General features: G+C 49.0%; 22 protein-coding genes. 14 read left to right on the plus strand and 8 right to left on the minus strand.

Going from position 1 to position 19,593, the window contains the following annotated elements; genetic code table 11:
* Positions 1–77: 77 nt before the first annotated feature.
* On the minus strand, positions 78–743 hold the full coding sequence (gene pspA, locus ACSF8W_RS09240; protein WP_500846966.1) for a phage shock protein PspA: 666 nt from the start codon (positions 741–743) through the stop codon (positions 78–80).
* Between the two features lie 195 nt (positions 744–938).
* Between pspA and pspF the strand changes: the two genes are divergently transcribed.
* The 6 genes from pspF to ACSF8W_RS09270 all read left to right on the plus strand — a co-directional run bounded on the left by pspF (position 939) and on the right by ACSF8W_RS09270 (position 7,432).
* A complete protein-coding gene (gene pspF, locus ACSF8W_RS09245) occupies positions 939–2,009 on the plus strand; it encodes a phage shock protein operon transcriptional activator (RefSeq protein WP_500846968.1) in 1,071 nt (356 codons plus the stop codon).
* A 140-nt stretch (positions 2,010–2,149) separates the two neighbouring features.
* Positions 2,150–3,772 (plus strand): ABC transporter substrate-binding protein SapA, encoded by a 1,623-nt coding sequence (gene sapA, locus ACSF8W_RS09250; protein ID WP_500846970.1) that lies wholly within the window; start codon positions 2,150–2,152, stop codon positions 3,770–3,772.
* 1 nt (position 3,773) lies between these two features.
* Entirely contained in the window at positions 3,774–4,736 is a 963-nt protein-coding gene (locus tag ACSF8W_RS09255; protein WP_500846972.1) for an ABC transporter permease, read from the plus strand.
* Complete coding sequence (gene sapC, locus ACSF8W_RS09260) at positions 4,723–5,610, plus strand: putrescine export ABC transporter permease SapC (protein WP_500846974.1); 888 nt, start codon at positions 4,723–4,725, stop codon at positions 5,608–5,610. The genes ACSF8W_RS09255 and sapC overlap by 14 nt, the downstream gene beginning before the upstream one ends.
* Entirely contained in the window at positions 5,610–6,611 is a 1,002-nt protein-coding gene (locus ACSF8W_RS09265; protein WP_500846976.1) for a peptide ABC transporter ATP-binding protein, read from the plus strand. The genes sapC and ACSF8W_RS09265 overlap by 1 nt, the downstream gene beginning before the upstream one ends.
* Positions 6,608–7,432, plus strand: a complete 825-nt coding sequence (locus ACSF8W_RS09270; RefSeq protein ID WP_500846978.1) for a peptide ABC transporter ATP-binding protein — start codon at positions 6,608–6,610, stop codon at positions 7,430–7,432. The genes ACSF8W_RS09265 and ACSF8W_RS09270 overlap by 4 nt, the downstream gene beginning before the upstream one ends.
* A gap of 76 nt (positions 7,433–7,508) precedes the next feature.
* On the opposite strand, the gene ACSF8W_RS09275 is transcribed toward ACSF8W_RS09270, so the two are convergent.
* A complete protein-coding gene (locus tag ACSF8W_RS09275; protein WP_500846980.1) occupies positions 7,509–8,798 on the minus strand; it encodes an MgtC/SapB family protein in 1,290 nt (429 codons plus the stop codon).
* Positions 8,799–9,273: 475 nt separating this feature from the next.
* Between ACSF8W_RS09275 and ACSF8W_RS09280 the strand changes: the two genes are divergently transcribed.
* The 6 genes from ACSF8W_RS09280 (at position 9,274) to ACSF8W_RS09305 (ending at position 12,321) form a co-directional block, all read left to right on the plus strand.
* Positions 9,274–9,780 carry a peptidoglycan recognition protein family protein gene (locus ACSF8W_RS09280; RefSeq protein WP_500846982.1) on the plus strand — a complete coding sequence of 169 codons (507 nt, stop codon included), beginning with the start codon at positions 9,274–9,276 and terminating at the stop codon, positions 9,778–9,780.
* Positions 9,717–9,911 carry a hypothetical protein gene (locus tag ACSF8W_RS09285; protein ID WP_500847297.1) on the plus strand — a complete coding sequence of 65 codons (195 nt, stop codon included), beginning with the start codon at positions 9,717–9,719 and terminating at the stop codon, positions 9,909–9,911. The genes ACSF8W_RS09280 and ACSF8W_RS09285 overlap by 64 nt, the downstream gene beginning before the upstream one ends.
* Entirely contained in the window at positions 9,908–10,288 is a 381-nt protein-coding gene (locus ACSF8W_RS09290) for a hypothetical protein (RefSeq protein ID WP_500846984.1), read from the plus strand. The genes ACSF8W_RS09285 and ACSF8W_RS09290 overlap by 4 nt, the downstream gene beginning before the upstream one ends.
* Before the next feature lie 206 nt (positions 10,289–10,494).
* A complete protein-coding gene (locus tag ACSF8W_RS09295) occupies positions 10,495–11,415 on the plus strand; it encodes a permease (protein ID WP_500846986.1) in 921 nt (306 codons plus the stop codon).
* Between the two features lie 55 nt (positions 11,416–11,470).
* A complete protein-coding gene (locus ACSF8W_RS09300; protein ID WP_428477063.1) occupies positions 11,471–11,866 on the plus strand; it encodes an ArsR/SmtB family transcription factor in 396 nt (131 codons plus the stop codon).
* An 8-nt stretch (positions 11,867–11,874) separates the two neighbouring features.
* Positions 11,875–12,321 carry a pentapeptide repeat-containing protein gene (locus tag ACSF8W_RS09305; RefSeq protein WP_500846988.1) on the plus strand — a complete coding sequence of 149 codons (447 nt, stop codon included), beginning with the start codon at positions 11,875–11,877 and terminating at the stop codon, positions 12,319–12,321.
* Positions 12,322–12,477: 156 nt separating this feature from the next.
* Here ACSF8W_RS09305 and ACSF8W_RS09310 read toward each other — a convergent pair whose 3' ends face one another.
* Positions 12,478–13,386 carry a DMT family transporter gene (locus tag ACSF8W_RS09310; protein WP_500846990.1) on the minus strand — a complete coding sequence of 303 codons (909 nt, stop codon included), beginning with the start codon at positions 13,384–13,386 and terminating at the stop codon, positions 12,478–12,480.
* A 294-nt stretch (positions 13,387–13,680) separates the two neighbouring features.
* On the opposite strand from ACSF8W_RS09310, the gene ACSF8W_RS09315 reads away from it, so the two are divergent.
* Together ACSF8W_RS09315 and ACSF8W_RS09320 are read left to right on the plus strand one after the other, a co-directional pair.
* Entirely contained in the window at positions 13,681–14,337 is a 657-nt protein-coding gene (locus ACSF8W_RS09315; RefSeq protein ID WP_500846992.1) for a Qnr family pentapeptide repeat protein, read from the plus strand.
* 88 nt (positions 14,338–14,425) lie between these two features.
* On the plus strand, positions 14,426–14,755 hold the full coding sequence (locus ACSF8W_RS09320; RefSeq protein ID WP_500846994.1) for a zinc ribbon domain-containing protein YjdM: 330 nt from the start codon (positions 14,426–14,428) through the stop codon (positions 14,753–14,755).
* A 116-nt stretch (positions 14,756–14,871) separates the two neighbouring features.
* Here the strand turns inward: ACSF8W_RS09320 and pyrF are convergent, their stop codons facing one another.
* From pyrF to rpsA, 5 genes are all read right to left on the minus strand, one after another.
* A complete protein-coding gene (pyrF, locus tag ACSF8W_RS09325) occupies positions 14,872–15,567 on the minus strand; it encodes an orotidine-5'-phosphate decarboxylase (protein WP_500846996.1) in 696 nt (231 codons plus the stop codon).
* Positions 15,568–15,885: 318 nt separating this feature from the next.
* A complete protein-coding gene (lapB, locus tag ACSF8W_RS09330) occupies positions 15,886–17,055 on the minus strand; it encodes a lipopolysaccharide assembly protein LapB (RefSeq protein WP_500846998.1) in 1,170 nt (389 codons plus the stop codon).
* 6 nt (positions 17,056–17,061) lie between these two features.
* The gene (locus tag ACSF8W_RS09335; RefSeq protein WP_500847000.1) at positions 17,062–17,358 is read right to left on the minus strand and encodes a LapA family protein; all 297 of its coding nucleotides are present in this window, start codon (positions 17,356–17,358) and stop codon (positions 17,062–17,064) included.
* Positions 17,359–17,550: 192 nt separating this feature from the next.
* The gene (gene ihfB / locus ACSF8W_RS09340; protein WP_428477071.1) at positions 17,551–17,841 is read right to left on the minus strand and encodes an integration host factor subunit beta; all 291 of its coding nucleotides are present in this window, start codon (positions 17,839–17,841) and stop codon (positions 17,551–17,553) included.
* A 72-nt stretch (positions 17,842–17,913) separates the two neighbouring features.
* The gene (rpsA, locus tag ACSF8W_RS09345; RefSeq protein ID WP_500847002.1) at positions 17,914–19,584 is read right to left on the minus strand and encodes a 30S ribosomal protein S1; all 1,671 of its coding nucleotides are present in this window, start codon (positions 19,582–19,584) and stop codon (positions 17,914–17,916) included.
* Positions 19,585–19,593: the final 9 nt, after the last annotated feature.

Below are 19,593 nucleotides of genomic sequence, written 5' to 3' on the forward strand. Positions count from 1 at the left end.
TACATTCTCCTTAATACGCGCAGATTCATTAATTTATCACCTTGGTCCTTATCGCTATCGCGATCTGTTCCCTTTGATCACTCTTTGCCTTTGATGTCGGCTTTCATGCGCTCAAGCTCTTTCTCGATAGCGTCTTGTGCTTGCAAGTCAGCAAATTCATCTTGCAGGTTTTTACCACGGCCAAGGCTGTAGCTGTCTGCTTCCGCTTCCATCTCGTCAATGCGACGCTCGTACTGCTCGAACTTATTCAGTGCTTCGTCGACTTTTCCGGTATCAAGCTGACGGCGAACATCACGACGTGTCCCCGCGGCTTTATGGCGCATGACCAACGCTTGCTGACGGGCACGGGTTTCTTGCAGCTTACGCTCAAGCTCTGCCACTTCGCCAGCCAATTTTTCGATGGTTTCTTCCACCAGCTTAAATTCTTCGTTTAGCGTTAACGCCACGTCATTGAGTTTTTGTTTTTCAATCAGTGCGGCACGCGCCAAATCTTCACGGCCTTTTTGTAGCGCAAGGCTCGCTTTTTGCTGCCAGTCATCCCCTTGAGATTCGATGGCGTGAATACGACGTTGCAATTCTTTTTTATCTGCCAACGCACGGGCCGATGAAGTACGCACTTCCACCAAGGTGTCTTCCATTTCTTGAATGATCAGGCGGATCATTTTTTGTGGATCCTCGGCTTTATCAAGCAGCGCGTTCACATTAGCATTAACGATGTCAGCAAAGCGTGAAAAGATACCCATAATTACATCTCCAATATTACGTTCTTGATTAATCGGTCTGTGTACTGTTGTAGCTAGCACGACGACAACTATTACTAGTATTACAACAACCGTGCCAACTTTTTAGACTGTTAAATATCAACAACTTGGCTTTACACCGTACCCGCACACCTGTTACGGTATGACCAAATACGCCAACAGTTAGCGAGATTAACCATGCGCAAGCCTGATAATTTAATCGGTGAGTCTGAAGCCTTTCTTACCGTGCTCGATCATACGTCCCGCCTTGCCGCGCTCAACCGGCCAATCCTTATTCTGGGAGAACGCGGGACAGGTAAAGAATTAATCGCTCAACGTATGCATTATTTGTCACGTCGCTGGGATCAACCGCTCATTTCCCTCAATTGTGCGGCACTCAGTGATGGCGTGATTGACTCCGAACTGTTTGGCCATGAAGCCGGGGCGTTTACTGGGGCAAAAGGCCGTCACCAAGGCCGCTTTGAACGCGCCGAGAACGGCACCCTCTTTTTGGATGAGTTAGGCACCGCCCCCCTTGGCGTACAAGAAAAATTACTGCGGGTGATCGAATACGGGGAATATGAACGGGTCGGAGGCAGTAAAACCTGCCGCGCCAATGTGCGTTTGATTTGTGCCACCAACGAGAATTTGCCCCAACTCGCGGCTGACGGAAAATTTCGCGCCGATCTGCTTGACCGCCTCGCCTTTGACATCATTCACTTGCCACCGTTGCGCGAGCGCCAAGAAGATATTCTGCCGCTGGCTGACTACTACGCGGTGAAAATGTGCCGTGAACTGGGCTTCAGTTATTTCTCCGGCTTTACCCCAGAAGCCACCGAGCAGCTGCTGACCTATCGCTGGCCGGGCAATGTGCGTGAGCTGAAAAATGTCATCGAACGATCCATTTTCCGCCACGGATTGGAAGATGAGCCGGTCGATGACATCATCCTCGACCCATTCCGCGCCCCGTGGCACGACAAAAACAGCCTGAGTGCCCTTACGCCCAGCCATACCCACCATCCATCCATCAGTGCATCCTCCTCAGACGCCGTCCCTGTCGCATCATCGCCCCACAGCGCTGCACGGCCCGTGACCTTTCCGATGGATTTTCGTCAGTGGCAACACGATCAAGAAGTGGACATCATCCAACAAGCCCTTGAAGAGACACAGTTTAATCAGCGTAAAGCGGCAGAGCTGCTATGCTTGAGCTATCACCAATTGCGTGGCCTGCTTCGTAAATACCAATTAGTTGGCGGTCAGGAAATCTGACCGCTCACCGCTTCATACCTAAAAGGTATGATTACCTGACAGAAAATAGGGGCAAAAAGCAGGTATTTTAAGGAGATGACTTGGTCACTCAGTAGGATAATGGTAAATTCGTCATCTTGTTTTCAATAAAATCTTATCTTATGAGCGCCTATACTCGTCTTCTGCTTGCGTGTGTGAGCCTTGCTAGCCTTTGGGGCTGCAGCGAGCCACAGCAGGATAGCAATATTCGCAGCCGTGGCTTCGTCTATTGTGGGCAAGATACGCCTGCCACCTTTAATCCGCAGTTAACCGATGGCGGACTCACGGCGGATACACTGGCAGCGCAAATCTTTGACCGCCTTCTCTTGCTCGACCCCGTGACACATCGCCCTTTGCCTTCTCTCGCCAGCAGCTGGACTATCAGTGATGATGGCCTGACTTATACGTTCTCTCTGCGTAAAGGCATCGAATTTCAGTCAACGGACTGGTTTAAACCTACACGTCAATTCAACGCACAAGATGTGGTGTTTAGTTTTAAACGAGTCATTGACCCAACGCACCCTTTCCATGCGGTGTCTGGTGGGCGCTACCCGTGGTTTGAAAGCCAAGGCTTTGCCAATTTGGTGGAAGACGTCACCATCGTGGATCCCTACACGGTGCAATTTAGCTTAACGCGTCCAGACAACGCGTTTTTGGCGAACCTTGCCACTACGTATTCGGTGATCCACTCGCAAGAATATGCCAACAGCGTACTGCGTGCTGGTAAGCCGGATCAATTGGATAACCTGCCTATCGGGACAGGGCCGTTCTTTTTAGACCAATATTTACCCAATGACTTGGTGCGCCTAAATCGTCACCCGGGTTATTGGCAAGGGGCGGCTAAAATGGAACAAGTGGTGTTTGATATCGCCTCGCGCGGTACCGGCAGTTTGGCTAAATTGCTCAGCAAAGAGTGTGATGTGTTGTCATCCCCCGTTGCCAGCCAGTTGCCGATCATCAACGACAAAGACGACTTTTCACTCAGTGCGCAAACCGGAATGAACGTGGCCTACCTGGCCATTGATACCAGTAAACCGGCGTTGAAAGATGTGCGCGTGCGTGAAGCCATCAACCATGCGATTAACCGCGATAACCTGCTCAGCTCCGTGTATTACGGGACCGGGACAGAAGCACACAGCATTTTGCCGCCGATGTCGTGGGCCTATAGCCACAGCAACAACGCGTTGAGTTACGATCCAGAAAAAGCCCTGACCTTACTCAAAGCCGCCGGTTTCGATAAAAACCTGCGCCTGAGTTTATGGGTACCTATCGAACCGCGCCCTTACAACCCAAGCCCGCGTAAAACCGCCGAGTTGATCCAAGCGGACTTGAACGCGGTGGGCGTGCAGGTCGACATCATCATGCAGGACTCCATCAATCGCTTTAGCAACATTGATAAGTTCAACAGTGATTTGATCTTAACCGGCTGGATTGCTGACAATGGCGACCCGGATAACTTCCTGCGTCCGCTGTTATCATGTGATGCCAAAACTGCCGGCCTGAATGACGCCAACTGGTGTAATTTGGATTTTGATAACTTGCTGGAATTAGCGTCTCGCACCAGCCAGTTGAATCAGCGTTTGAATTATTACCAACGCGCCCAAGCCATTATCGACCAACAAGTGCCGATTGTGCCGTTAGCGCACGGGGTGCATTTCCAAATTCACCACAACTCACTAAAAGGCTTACAAATGAGCCCGTTTGGTACCCGTTCGTTCTCTACGGTGTACCGGAGCGAAAACTAATATGTTTATCTATACCATGCGACGGCTCAATCTGTTCGTGATCACTTTGCTGATCCTGACCATGATTGGCTACAGTATTCTTCGCCTTGATCCTGAATCCTTGTGGACCAGCCAGCCGTTCTGGGCCGGTTGGGTCGCTTACCTGCAAACCTTGTTCACCGGTCACCTTGGCCTGAACCAACAAGGTATGCCGATTTGGCACGAAGTCGCGGCGGCGTTCCCGGCGACCTTGGAACTGTGTTTCTTTGCTTTTGCGTTGTCGCTGCTGATCGGGATCCCGCTCGGTACCTTGGCCGGCATCAAACGCGGTCAGTTCATTGATACCGCCATTTCATCCGTCACACTGGTGGGCTATTCGATCCCGCTGTTTTGGTTAGCGATACTGCTGATCATGGTGTTTTCGCTGGAATTAGGCTGGTTGCCCGTCTCGGGCCGTTACAGCTTGCTGTATGAAATCGACCAACAAACTGGCGTGGCGCTGATCGATGTCATGTTGTCTGACAAGCCGTACCGTGCCGAAGCCCTGATGGACGTGATCCGCCATTTGGCGTTGCCAACCTTTGTGCTGGCGATGGCACCGACCACAGAAGTGATCCGCCTGACGCGTTCGTCCGTGTCGGACGTGATGAACCAAAACTTCATCAAAGTGGCGCAAACCAAAGGCTTGTCGATGTTTGAAATCATTTCGCGTCACATTCTGCGTAATGCCATTCCCCCGATCATTCCTAAGCTGGGGATGCAGTTTTCGACCATGATGACCTTTGCCATGCTGACCGAGTCCATCTTTAACTGGCCGGGCATTGGCCGCTGGCTGCTAGACGCCATTTCGGCACAAAACTATGTCGCCATTCAGGCGGGTGTGATCACCGTCGGCAGCTTCATTCTGATCGCGAACATCTTGTCCGATCTGACCGGTGCCTTTGTTAATCCGCTTGTGCGCAAGGAATGGTATGCTATCAAATAACATCTACCAAGAGACCAAGATCCCGACCCAATGGGAACGGGCCTGGCAGAATTTCCGCGCTAACTCGCTCGCGATTTTTGGCTTCTGGTGCCTCTTACTCCTGATCTGCCTCACGCTGGTCGCCCCGTGGCTCGCGCCGTATAACGCGGTCAGCCAAGTGGGTGAACTGTTGATGCCACCGTCGTGGGATCCCGCTGGGCACGTGGAATTTTTCTTTGGTACTGACGATCTTGGCCGTGACATTCTCAGCCGCTTATTAATGGGCACACGCCTGACCTTTGGCTATGCCATTTTGATTGCACTGTGCTCTGGCGTGATCGGGATTGTTATCGGCGTACTGGCGGGCATGACCCGTGGTTTGAAATCGAGCTTCCTTAATCACGTGCTCGATACCGTGTTGTCTATTCCGTCCTTGCTGCTGGCGATCATTGTGGTCGCTTACATGGGGCCGGGCGAATACAGTATTTTACTGGCGATTTGGCTGGCGTTGATCCCACGTTTCATCCGTGCGATTTACACCGCCGTACACAATGAAGTCGAAAAAGACTACATCATCGCCGCGCGTCTGGATGGCGCGAACGATTTCTACCTGCTGTACAACTCGATTCTGCCGAATATTTTGACCGTACTGACCAACGAATTCACCCGCGCAATTTCCATCGCGATTTTGGACATTGCAGCGCTGGGTTTCCTTGGCTTAGGGGCACAAGCACCGTTGCCTGAATGGGGTGCCATGGTCGGTGACTCCATTGAACTGGTATACCTTGCCCCTTGGACCGTCACACTGCCCGGTCTTGCCATTACTTTTAGCGTATTGGTTGTAAACTTAGTAGGAGAAGGCCTCCGCCAAGCAATCAATGCGGGGATTGACTGATGCCACTGTTAGATATTCGCAACCTCACCATTGAAATTGATACCCCTCAAGGGATGGTGAAAGCCGTTGATCGCATGAGTTTGACGATCAACGAAGGGGAAATTCGCGGTTTAGTGGGTGAATCGGGCTCGGGTAAGAGCTTGGTTGCCAAAGCCATCGCGGGGGTCACCAAAGACAACTGGCGCGTCAGCGCAGACCGTTTACGCCTTGGCGATGTGGATTTGCTGGCACTGTCACCGCGTGAACGCCGCAAGATTGTCGGCCGTGAAGTGGCGATGATTTTCCAGGAGCCGTCATCGTGTTTGGACCCGTCCGAACGCGTGGGTGAACAGTTGGAAGAAGCGATCCCGTCCAGCTCATTCAGTGGCCGTATTTGGCAACGTTTTCATTGGCGCCAGAAACAAGCCATTGCCTTGCTGCATAAAGTCGGCATCAAAGATCACAAGCGCGTGATGCGCAGTTATCCGTATGAGCTGACCGACGGGGAATGCCAAAAGGTAATGATTGCGATGGCAATTGCGAACCGCCCTCGCCTGCTGATTGCCGATGAGCCGACCAACGACTTGGATCCGATCACGCAGGCGCAAATTTTCCGTCTGCTGAGCCGCATGAACCAGTTGGGTAATACCACCATTTTGTTGGTCAGCCACGACCTGACGACGGTAACCCAATGGGCAGACCGCATTACCGTGATGTACTGCGGCCAGTCGGTAGAATCGGCCAGCCGTCAGCAATTGTTGGAATCCCCACACCATCCGTACACCGTGGCCTTACTGCGTGCGATGCCAGATTTCAATATGGATGAACTGCCACACAAAAGTAAATTGGCGACCTTGCCGGGCTCGATACCGCCCTTGCAGCATTTGCCGATTGGTTGCCGTTTAGGCCCCCGTTGCCCGCATGCGCAACGTAAATGTGTAGAAGTCCCAGAGCGCCAGAAAATCAAGACACATAAATTCAGCTGCCATTTCCCGCTGAATATGGAGGAGAACGCGAAGTGAGTGCGTTACTTGAAGTCGAAAACCTGAAAAAAGACTATCACTACCGTTCTGGGCTTTTTCGCCGCCGCACCATCGAAGCGGTAAAGCCTGTATCATTCAGCCTTGAAGCCGGTGAAACCATCGCGTTCATGGGCGAAAATGGATCGGGCAAATCGACCCTTGCCCGTATGCTGGCAGGCGTAGTTGAGCCGACAGAAGGGATCATCCGTGTGAACGGTGAACCGCTGGCGTACCAAGATTACCAAACCCGCTGTAAGCTGATCCGTATGATCTTCCAAGATCCGAACACTTCGCTGAATCCACGCATTCAGATCGGTAAGATCTTAGAAGGCCCGCTCAAGCGAAACACGGACATGACGCCACAAGCCCGTGAACGCCGCATCATGGAAACCTTGAAGCGCGTTGGTTTGCTGCCTGAACACGCATATTTCTATCCACAGATGCTGGCGACCGGTCAGAAACAGCGTGTCTCGTTGGCCCGTGCACTGATTTTGCAGCCATGTATCATCGTTGCCGATGAAGCGTTAAATGGCTTAGACATGTCAATGCGCTCGCAGATCATCAACCTATTGCTAGAGCTGCAAGAAGAAATGGGCTTGTCCTATATCTACGTGTCGCAGCACATGGGCGTGATCAAGCACTTCACCGATAAAGTGATGGTAATGCAAGACGGCGAAGTGGTTGAACAAGGCCGTACTGCGGACGTGTTTGCTAACCCACAACATGCCTTAACGCAAAAGTTGCTGGACAGTCACTTCTCGGCACCTTCGCATGATCGTACTAACCGCATCAGCAGTGCCACACCCAAAATCGAGTGCTGATCGCAAGCATCGCATAAACAGTGAGGATTCACTGACGGTTAAACACAACAAAAACGGGCATATTTCGCCCGTTTTTTTATGCGAACAAAACCAGCCCGCCCAGCACCACCGCCAGCATAATCGGCACAATCACGAACTTGCGCATGCTGCTGTCACCAATCACGCAAGCCATGCCCATTTTGACCATGCTGTTGACGGCGGCGGCAATGAAGATCCCCATCGCCGCTAACGCGACACCCACATTAGCTGTACCTTCCATGCCATTCACACTAACTGCGCTTTGCCGCCCTAATGCCAGAGTGATGGCATCCACATCCGTAATACCGGAAAGCGCCGCCAGCATCAGAGTACCGGTATTGCCGAACCACTGCTGTAACGCACTGGCCAATACGATGATCACCATCAGAATCACCCCAAACACCAGCGCAGACGTGAGTGCTAACGGATTTTGCTTCATTTCCGGTGAGGTTTGGCTGTCTGATTGATGTTGTCGCCATATCCACCCAGCGGGCAAGTAGAAACCCAGCATCATCACCAACATGGGGAGCCACAAGCGCTCTAACAGAGCCCAATTCACCACTGAGCAGACAAACAAAATACGCGGGAACATGGTGCCGCAACTGAGTAAGATACCGCTCGCTAACAACCCACTGAGCGGCGGTTGTTGCTTAGAAAGGTGTGAGAATTGCAAGGTCAATGCGGTCGAGGAACTCAGCCCCGCAAACAAACACGTAAGCAAAATGCCCTTTTCCGTGCCGCCGATTTTCATCGCGAAATAGCCGACAAACGAGATACTGGCGATCAACACCACCATCCACCACACTTCATACGGATTAATCGCGTCCCACGGCCCCATCGCTTTATTAGGCAGCAGTGGCAACATCACCACCGAGATCAACAACAAGCGCAGTGCAGCATCCAGTTCGTACTCTTGCAGTTTGCGCAGCGCGCCGTGCAGTTCTTGTTTGTTATCGAGGATAATGGCCGTGATCACCGCACTGGAGGCGGCTAATACCGGATCCCCCACCACCGCCAACGCACCGAGAAGAAAGGTCAGCAAGGTGCCAACTAAGCCTGTGATACTCAGGTTATTGTACAAGCGTAAACGGCTGACGTAGGCCACCGTGACAATCACGGTTAAAGCGATAAACGCCAAGCCCAGGAAGAGTTCGGAAAAATGATCCGCCAGTAGGCCACATAAACCACCGAGTAACCCGACCAAAGAATAGGTGCGGATCCCCGCGATGCGACTGCCAGCCGCTTCGTTGCGATCCACCCAGCCACGCTGAATACCAATAATGGCACCGAGCAGCAACGCAATGGCTAACCGTATATAGGGCGAGGAAAAATCGAGTCCCGTGTCCATGGCAACCTCCACTGGCGAGTGATAGATCCAGTGTAGGAGGTGTGGCGGGCAAGGTATGTTGGGTGGGTCACGGATTCAGAGTTTGCGAGTTTCGAGGGACTAGGTTCGAGGAAGAGCGGGGGGCAGAAAGGCCACCGGCGTGACCTTTCTAAATGGAGCGACAAATTCGGTACGTGAAGTGCCCATTATGGTAAATTCGTGAGTTAACCTGAAAATACGACCACTTCGCAGTACATGAAGTCCATCAATGCTGTTTATAACCGCTTAACAGCCCCATTCTGCTTCATATTAAGCGGTAAGTTTGTGACAGACTCAGAGCTATTCATTAGGGAAATGGCTCTAAATAAGTCTGTAAAAATTGCACGTTACACTAGGTAAACTTGATGCACATCTATATTTATGAAAAGTTTTATTGCTCTTGTATAGAATCCACAAAAAATCAAGTCACTTATTTTCAACATAGAAATCAACTTAAATGCCTACAATTGAAAGTGGTATCATTAATGATAAAAAAGTTGAGACGAAAATCTTCCTTTCTCTCGAAAAAGGGAAAATGCAGCACGTTAACTCGATCGTACTCCATAGAACAGCCTCTTCCTCTGCGACGAGTGTGCTAAATGGTTATTCAAATGGACAACAGGTCGGCGCACATTTTTTGATCGACAAAGAGGGACATATTTATCAGACAGCTAAAGTATCTCATCGGTGCTGGCATGTCGGTATTTTGTTCTCTCGATGTAGGAAAGAAAAGGTTTGCTCTCCCGATGCATTAAAAAGTATTAAATCTATTCTTTTTGAAAAAGATAAAAATTACTCTAAGCGAGTAAGGAATTTGTCAAACCACGAAAAAAGAAAGGCTATCCTGCACGATATCCAACCAACAATGACTCAATTGGTATTGAAGTCGTTGGTAGCTTTATTGGGCCTAAAAAAAGATTCGAGACACCAACTCAAAAACAACTTCAAGCAACGAAATGGCTAGTTTCTTTATTAGTTAAAGAATTTAACATTAATTTAAGAAATGACGTATACGCACATGGGATAATTGCACACAAGGAGCCATCTGAAGGTGTGCAATTACTCAAACATGTGATGTCTGGATCATCAGCATGAATAGAACACTCATCATACTAATAGCTTTCACATTATCTGCCTGCCAAAATGTGCACAATGAGATTGAAATTAACGCCATCGAAAAAAGTGTCGACAAAACAAATTATACCTATGAGATCTGTGAATCATTCACGATGAGTGAAAGTGATGTGATTCAATTCTTCAATGTTGCAACAGAAGTGGATAACGTTACGTTTCATGCTGAAGAAATTGTGGCTCCCTGTGCGTTCCAAGGGCGGTTAACAATAGGGGAAGAAAACTACTATTGGAACATCAACGCAACAGGATCTGGACTCATGAGTAGCGATGAAGATATATCAAAAACCTACTTCTGCTTAGAGCAATGTATGTCAGATATGGGGGACATCTTTCCCTAACACAGAACAGAGATCGCCAGATAATATACATATATCTGGCGAGCCACTTTTCGTTGACCACTCCCCCTCCCCTCAATAACCACACTCTCCAGCCCTTCCTCATTACTCGCTAACTCGCCCCTCGCCTTTCTCTCAAACCAACACTTGCACAATTACACATACGTGTATATGATCCGGCATCTTTTCCATAGTCAGAGATTAAAATTTTGGATGCTACATTAACGATTGCATTGAATGAGTTCTTTTATGTCGCCAAAGGCTTGGTGGTTATCATTGCCATTGTGTCGGTGTTAACCGGCTTGATGCGTGAATATATCCCCCAGGACAAACTGCAAGCGACGTTAACCAAACACGATAAGTGGGGAACATTACTCGGTGCATTATTTGGGATGCTCACGCCGTTCTGCAGTGCGGCGGTGGTGCCTGTCACGATGGCGATGGCTTCAATGGGCGCGTCACTCGGGACAGTAATGAGCTTCATCATTTCAGCGCCGTTGTGTAACTTTATTGTCTTAGCCATGATTTATGCGGCGTTCGGTTTGAAAATCACCGTTGTGTACTTCTTGATCACCTTCACAGCGGCGGTACTGGGCGGTTTCTTGATTGCAAAATCACCATGGCGCAATGAAATAAAACGTGGTGATGAATTAGAAGACACGAAAACAACCGGTTGCAGCAGCAATACTGTGAAAACATGTGGCGGCACGCCAACTTCACGCTCAAGAATGCGCAATGCGATGGCTGGCGCATGGTCGCTGTTCAAACGCATCATCCCGTACGTATTGCTTGGTGCAGCGATCAGTGGATTCTCAGCGGCCTACCTGCCTGCGGACTTGGTTGAGAAATATGTCGGCGGTGACGGTATGCAATCGATCGTGGTGGCGTCACTGATTGGTATCCCACTTTACCTGCGCATTGAAATGGCCATTCCGTTACTTAATGTATTGATTGCAAAAGGAATGGGGTTAGGTGCAGCACTGGCACTGATTATTGGTGGTACGGGTGCCAGTTTGCCTGAAATTGCGCTAGTATCAGCCGTGTTGAAAAGAAAGGCCGTTATTGCCTTTGTAGGCATCGTGCTAACAACCGCGATTATTGGCGGGGCTATCTTCCAATACGTGATATAAATGCGTCGCGCCACCACAATACGTGGCGCGATAATTCAATGAGAAGGTCATAACCATGATGGATGAAAAGTATATTGATGCACTTAAAGCGCTGTCTGAACCGAACAGATTGCGTTTATTTTGGTTATTCCTTCACGTTGATGAGTGCATCGCGGTAGCCGAAGCGATGGATATTATCGGTGATACGCAATACAACACCTCCCGAAACCTCAAAATGCTTTATAAAGCGGGATTGCTGAACCACCAAAAGAAAGGCAAGTGGGTGTTTTACACCTTGAAAGAACAGGCAGCTCCGCACTGTCGCGCATTGGTGGACTCGGTACGATTTTTACCCGAAGACGATTTTCAAGAAGTGACCAAGCGGTGCATGCTGCGCCTTTCACTCCGCGTGAACGGTGAATGTGTGGTTGGTGCGGATACCGAAATATGGCAAGCCAAACTCAATGAATAACGGTAGCAATGAAAACATTAACCCAAGCAGAGTTGGATAACATCCTCGAACAACACCGGTTGTGGCTGGAAAATACAGGCGGTGAACGTGCCGTTTTCAGCCATACCGATCTCTCGCACATGAATCTGCAAGGCGCGGTACTTTGCCGAGCGAACTTCATACGAGCAAATTGCCGAGGTAGCAATTTCTCTGGCGCGAACTTGAGCGACGCCGAGATGACGTTTGCCAATTTGAGCCATGCGAACCTGAATGGCACGATTTTCCATGATGCCGATTTACGCAATGCCGACCTGAGTTACGCGCAGATGCACAATGTCGATTTCACACGTGCAGATCTCTACCACACGAACTTTCGTCACACCCGCTTCAGTGACGGTTCATTTGAAAAGCCAACATTGGCTGGCACAATCATTACGTTACGCGATCCGAATCAGCCACGCTGCCAAACCGCGTAATCGTAAGTAGAAAGCATCGATAGGTCATATCGATGAACCGTAACAAGAAGGGGCACTCAGCCCCTCTGATACCAACAACCACAGGGCCATAGGGCCACCGCACCCAGCTCCTCACCCTACAACCCTCGCTTTTCCTAGTCCCTCGATACTCGCTAACTAGCCCCTCGCTATTCGCTTAAACGGCGCCAATATTTTCATGCCCAGCACATTGATCAACGCACCCGTCACGATCAGGCCGCCGCCCATGTACGTCCAAACAGACGGGATTTCATTAAACACCCACACGCCAAGTAAGGCAGAAAACACGATTTGCACATAAGAATATGCAGAGGCTTTACCGGCTGCTTGCGTTTGCATCGCTTTGGTCAGGCCGTATTGGCCAATTTGCGTGAAGATGCCGACGAAGATCAGCATGACGGTCAGGAACAAGCTTGGCCAAACGAAGTTATCCCAAATCAGGGTCAATGAAATCGGCAAGGCCACCAACGGGAAATAGAAGATGATGACGGAGCTGTCTTCGGTTTGGCTCAACTTGCGCACAATCACATAAGCAATGGAGCTACCAAATGCCCCGCACAACGCAATCATGATACTAAACAGAGGAAGCTCATTGACGATGTTGGTATGAATATTAGGCTGCACCATCACAAACAAACCCGCAAGGCAGAACAGAATACAGACGATAGTGGATTTTTGAATCTGCTCTTTCAGGAACAACACGCCAAGTAACGCGGTAAACACTGGGTGGACATATTGCAAAATGGTGGCTTCCGCCAACGGCAAGGTCGTCACGGCATAATACACACACATCAATGACATCGTGCCGACGGCTCCCCGTAAAAACAACAGCGGTTTGTTGGTTCCCCAAACGGAAATGCCTTTTCGCTTCACATCCAAATAACTGATGATGAGTGATACGAATGCCCTTGCCGCGACAATTTCAAACACGGGAATACCGTAATTACTGACATATTTAACGCAGGCAGACATCAGGGCGAAGCCAAACGCGGACAGCACCATAAACCTAACCCCAACCGGGATCTGTGAAAAAGAAAAAGAAGGCATATATATTTCAATCAAAGTGAGGAAGAAGGCATCATATCGCAGTTTGAGATGACCAACCTACGGGTTTGTTATCGTCCACGATAAGATTAATCTCGTGTATCACACGATAACGAGACAAACTTTTTTCATCGATGGCGCTACTAAAAACCCGACGATCATCGCGCTACACGCTGATTTGCCCCCTTTAAGGCAGTAAAAAACGCACTTTTAAAATCATGATTTTTAACGAATTTAATTTCGTGCGCACCGTTAAGCACAGTGGTAACCTTGCCAACATGTTAACAAGGAGCCATCATGAAAACGAACGATCACACTTATCAGTTTCACGCCTTCTCCCGCCAAGATTTAAGCGAACTCACGTTTACCGGCTGTACCTTTATTCGTTGTGACTTTCAACGCGCCAACTTGCGTGAGACAACATTCATTAATTGTAAGTTCATTGAACAAGGCGATCTCGAAGGTTGTCACTTTGGTAACGCCGATCTTCGCGATGCCAGCTTCCAGCAATGCCAACTGGCCATGGCAAACTTCAGTAATGCTAATTGCTACGGCATTGAACTGCGTGAGTGTGATTTAAAAGGAGCGAATTTTTTCCGCACCAATTTTGCCAATCAAGTCAGTCAGCGAGTGTACTTTTGTTCTGCATATATTACGGGCTGCAACCTCTCGTATGCCAATATGGAGCGCATCTGTCTGGAAAAGTGTGAGCTATTTGAAAACCGATGGATTGGCACTAACCTGCTGGGGGCTTCATTGAAAGAGTCGGATTTAAGCCGAGGCGTGTTCTCTGAAGATGTCTGGGGACAATTTAGCATGCAGGGCGCAAACTTATGCCATGCCGAGCTTGATGGGCTGGATCCACGAAAAGTGGACATGACTGGGGTGAAGATCGCCGCTTGGCAACAAGAACAGTTACTCGAAACGCTCGGTATTGTGATTTACCCAGATTAAAGAGGACGACAATCTGATCGCCAAAGGCGGTATTAGTGATTATCATGACCGCCTCTGTTTATCTTATTCCATGAATGCGTGGTTATTTATGTCTTTTCCACCTTGCCCAAACTGTCAATCTGAATACGTGTACCCTGACCAAAACCAGTTGGTGTGCCCTGAGTGCGCCCATGAGTGGGATCCGAATGCCGTAGAAGACACCTTCATGGTGAAAGACGCAAATGGCACCGTGTTGGCCGAAGGCGATAAAGTGACCGTTGCAAAAGATTTAAAAGTGAAAGGCAGCTCGTTGGTGTTGAAGATTGGCACCAAAGCGGTAATTAAGCGTATCGTGGAAGGCAAAGACCATCAGCTCGATTGCAAAATGGACGGCGCTGGCGACATGATGGTCACTGCGGCGTTTGTGAAAAAAGCCTAATCCTTTTTTCTGAATATCTGCGCATACTGCTATCGCACGTTACACTGCGCATAAAAAACAGGCCCTTGTGTGTACAAGGGCCTGTTTCTTTTTAATCTTTGCTATCGCTGATTATATCAAGCCAGCGTTTTGTTGATCGCAGCCAGTACCGCAGCAGGATCCGCCGCTTGGGTAATCGGACGACCAATCACCAAGTAGTCAGAACCGGCTTGTACCGCTTCAACTGGGGTCATCACACGGCGTTGGTCACCAGCTTCGCTGCCCGCAGGGCGAATACCTGGAGTGATCAATTTGAATGACTGGCCTAGCTCGCCTTTTAGCAGGCTCGCTTCTTGTGCCGAACACACCACACCGTCTAGGCCGCTGTTTTGGGTCAAGCGCGCCAAGTTCAATACGTGCTCTTGTGGCTCACACTGAATACCAATACCACGCAGATCAGACGCTTCCATGCTGGTTAGCACAGTCACACCGATCAGTAACGGACGATCTTTGCCGTACGGCTCAAGGATTTCACGCGACGCAGCCATCATGCGTTCACCGCCTGATGCATGCACGTTCACCATCCACACACCCAACTCTGCCGCTGCACGCACAGCGTGAGAGCAAGTATTTGGGATATCGTGGAATTTCAAATCAAGGAAGACAGAGTGGCCGCGGTTTTGCAGCTGACGCACAAAGTCAGGGCCAAAATACGTGAACATCTCTTTGCCCACTTTCAATCGGCAGCTACCCGGCTCAATGCGATCCACAAAGGCCAATGCCTCTTCCTGGCTTGGGTAATCAAGAGCAACAATCACTTTTGGGTCTAACATGGCATCTCCTGCTAAGTTATAGGTCAATCAAGCCCGGTATGCTGGGCGCGGTCGGGATTGTACAGTAAAAGATGAATTATGCGAACAATTATTGCTTTGCTGCACCTAAGCGTCAAAAACAACAGTTATCTATCAATGCCAATCGTTTGTTAGCCGCACATAACTCAACAACCCATCAATACTTACTGCTCCCGGCGATGATCACGCCGCACATTAGGCCGATGACACATAGCAAAAAGCCTATTCAAACGAATAGGCTTTTAGGGTCTTCATATCATGATGCATGCCGTTATGACCAACTGAGACAGGTGCTTACTCTTACTCACCGTCAAGGCCACGGATCGGCTTGATCGTGCCCCATCCCTTACAGGATGGACATTGCCAATACAGCGAATGCGTGGCAAAACCACACTGGCGGCAACGGTAATGCGGCTTTATTTTCAATTGCTCGCCTACCATACCGCGCAAGGTCATCAAGCTTTCTTTCGCTCGCCCTTCTTCTGCTTCATCCAAATGGTAATCCATTAGCTGGTAGAAGCCTTTTAGGGTCGGGTTTTTCTGCAACTGACGCGTCATGTAAGACTGCGCCATAATGGCCCCTTCACGCTTGGCGATTTCATCGGCCAGCATCAGTTCAGCGGTAGAACCGGCTTTTTCTTCCACGCAATAACGCAGGTACTTCAGCCATGCCGTCTCGCTGTTGGTCGCTTCGTAGCATTCGAGCAGTAACGGCAAGGCTTCACCAATGAAGTCCATGTCTTGCTCTGCCACACGCTCTAACTGTTTAGCAGCGGCTTTGTACTCGTCTTCCGAGATCAAAATCTTCGCCAGCATGATAGAGGCACGCACACAGGTTTTATCGGCGGCGAGCGACTTCTTCAATAGCTGCTTGGCTTTCTCTGGGTTTTGCGCGCTCATTTCCAGCATGGCCATTTCACACCAATAGTGCGCAATGTCGTGCTTAAGCTTACTCTTGCCCATTTTTACCAGCTGCGTGGACACGTCAATGGCTTTCTCCCATTCACGGGTTTGCTGATAAATGGTCAGTAACTGCAGCAACGCGCCTTTACGGTGGTCTGGCTCATCCAGCAGTTGTTCAAAAATCTTTTCTGCACGGTCAAAGAAGCCCGCGGCCATGTAATCTTGCGCTAATTGCTGTAACGCCAGATTGCGTTGATCAATCGTCAGGTTTGGACGAGCAATCAAATTCTGGTGAATACGAATGGCGCGATCAACCTCCCCCCGGCTGCGGAACAAGTTTCCGAGTGCAAGGTGGGTATCAATCGTTTCACTATCAACTTGGAGCAGCTCGATGAAGACATCAACCGCTTTATCGGATTGGTCCGATAACAGCAAGTTCAACCCCGTCACGTACTGACGTGACATGTGGTGAGACTGCTCCTGTTGTTTATTACTAGCGCTCCTGTTACCCATGTACCAGCCGTAGGCGGCAGCAATAGGCAAAAGCAGGAACAACAGCTCTAGCATTAATGATTATTCCTTTACAGGTTCGGCACGAAGCTGATTTAATTCTGTTTGCTGTTTCTGGACTTTCTTTCTCAGGCGGTTTCTAGCAAAGCGCGCTTTCAGGTATAGCAGGCCGCAAATTAGCCAACCAATCCCAAAACCGGAACCGAATGCAATTCCCAACAGTGTCGACAGCTGGAAATCTCCCTGTGCAATCAGAAAATCAAAATTGATCATTTGTTGATTCTGCGTACCCAAAGCCATGGCTACAAAGAAACAACCAACCAATAGAACAACTGTCAATGCAGTCAGTATCTTCTTCATCGTGAATCCTTCTCACTCAATAAACGTTGATGATACCAATCTGAAGTCGTCAATGCGCTAACGGAAAACGTAACAGGCACTTAAACAGATGGCATGCCTGATTATGCAAGATTTTGGCTCATCAGACCATGATCAATAAGCATAAAAAAACGGCATACTAAGCAGTATGCCGTTTTTATGTTCGATACGTGGTTAACCTGCTATTGCAGAGTTAACACGGTCACGTAATTCTTTGCCCGGTTTAAAGTGAGGAACGTACTTGCCGTCCAACTCAACCTTGTCCCCAGTCTTAGGATTGCGACCCACACGTGGAGCACGGTAATGCAGAGAGAAGCTACCAAAGCCACGGATCTCAATACGATCACCCTCAGCAAGAGTGGTTGCCATATGCTCAAGGATATCCTTGATTGCATCTTCTACCTGTTTGGCAGAAAGATGTGTTTGTTGACTACACAGCCTTTCAATTAATTCAGACTTTGTCATAAACACTCCGTTTTTAGTATGTTTCTCAATAGTATAACCGCTTAGGGGGAAAAATCTTCCCCCTTAGCTCAATTATTCGCCTTTAGCAGCTTTGAAAGCGTCAGCCATAGCATTACCGAACGCAGCATCATCTTGCTTGTTCAGTGTAGCCATTGCTTCTTGCTCTTCAGCAACGTCTTTAGCGCGAACAGATAGGTTAACTACGCGGTTCTTACGGTCAACGCCTGTGAATTTAGCTTCAACAGAATCGCCTACAGAAAGAACTAGAGTTGCGTCTTCAACACGGTCAACAGATGCTTCAGAAGCACGTAGGTAACCTTCAACACCTTCAGCTAGCTCAACAGTTGCGCCTTTAGCGTCAACAGCAGTAACAGTACCGTTAACTAGAGCACCTTTCTTGTTAGCTGCAACGTAGCCGTTGAACGGGTCTTCGTCGATTTGCTTGATACCAAGAGAGATACGCTCGCGCTCAGCGTCAACCGCTAGAACTACAGCAGAGATTTCGTCGCCTTTCTTGAAGTCACGAACTGCGTCTTCACCAGCAACATTCCAAGAAATGTCAGATAGGTGAACTAGACCGTCGATGCCGCCGTCAAGACCGATGAAGATACCGAAGTCAGTGATAGACTTGATCTTACCAGTTACTTTGTCGCCCTTAGCTTGCATTTCTGCAAATGACTGCCATGGGTTAGCTTTACACTGCTTAAGACCTAGGCTGATACGACGACGTTCTTCGTCGATATCAAGAACCATAACTTCAACTTCGTCGCCAACGTTAACAACTTTAGATGGGTGGATGTTTTTGTTAGTCCAATCCATTTCAGAAACGTGTACTAGACCTTCAACGCCTTCTTCGATTTCTACGAAGCAGCCGTAATCAGTTAGGTTAGTTACACGGCCAGAAAGTTTAGTACCTTCTGGGTAACGCTTAGCGATTGCTACCCATGGATCTTCGCCTAGCTGCTTAAGACCTAGTGATACGCGAGTACGCTCACGATCGAACTTAAGAACTTTAACGTTGATCTCGTCGCCAACATTAACGATTTCAGATGGGTGCTTAACGCGTTTCCAAGCCATGTCAGTGATGTGTAGTAGACCATCAACACCGCCAAGGTCAACGAATGCGCCGTAGTCAGTAAGGTTCTTAACGATACCTTTAACTTCCATGCCTTCTTGTAGAGAAGCAAGAAGTTCATCACGCTCAACGCTGTTTTCTGATTCGATAACTGCGCGACGAGAAACAACTACGTTGTTACGCTTCTGGTCAAGCTTGATTACTTTGAACTCTAGCTCTTTGTTTTCTAGGTGAGCTGTGTCACGAACTGGGCGAACGTCTACTAGAGAACCTGGTAGGAACGCACGGATGCCGTTAAGTTCAACTGTGAAGCCGCCTTTAACTTTACCGTTGATGATACCGATAACAGTTTCAGCATCTTCGTAAGCTTTTTCTAGAACGATCCAAGCTTCGTGACGCTTCGCTTTTTCACGAGATAGCTTAGTCTCACCGAAGCCGTCTTCTACTGCATCTAGAGCAACGTCAACTTCTGCACCAACTTCGATTTCTAGTTCGCCAGCGGCGTTCTTGAATTCTTCAACTGGGATAGAAGACTCAGACTTAAGGCCTGCGTCAACTAGTACGTAACCGTTTTCGATAGCTACAACAGTACCTTTAACGATCGCGCCAGGACGTGTTTCTAGTTCGTTTAGAGACTCTTCAAAGAGTAAAGCAAAAGATTCAGTCATTATTTAATC

This window comes from Photobacterium sp. 270122K, assembly GCF_059941365.1.